The following is a 297-nucleotide window of genomic DNA, read 5'->3' on the forward strand; positions in this document are numbered from 1 at the left end:
ATCCATGCCCTTACCATCATCTTCGATGGTTAGCAGAATATGATCGCCTTCCTGAGAGGCAGACAAGGTCACTGTACCAGTGCGTTTCTTGCCTGATGCTTCCCGCTCATCGGGCATCTCAATACCATGGTCAACGGAGTTTCTGACCAAGTGCACCAAAGGATCGGCCAAGGCTTCAACCAGGTTTTTATCCAGGTCGGTGTCTTCACCCACCAAATTCAGGTTAATTTCTTTTTTCAGGCTGCGGGCCAGATCTCTTACTACCCGCGGGAATCGACCGAATACCTTTTTGATAGG

1 protein-coding gene is annotated in these 297 nt (G+C 49.5%); it reads right to left on the reverse strand.

Translation table 11 applies throughout. The annotated features are described in order from the left end of the window. The coding region (locus J0A66_RS22835) for an ATP-binding protein (RefSeq protein ID WP_241264397.1) at positions 1–297 on the reverse strand (297 nt) is incomplete at both ends.

The sequence above is a fragment of the Bowmanella dokdonensis genome (assembly GCF_017254865.1).
Taxonomy (GTDB): domain Bacteria; phylum Pseudomonadota; class Gammaproteobacteria; order Enterobacterales; family Alteromonadaceae; genus Bowmanella; species Bowmanella dokdonensis.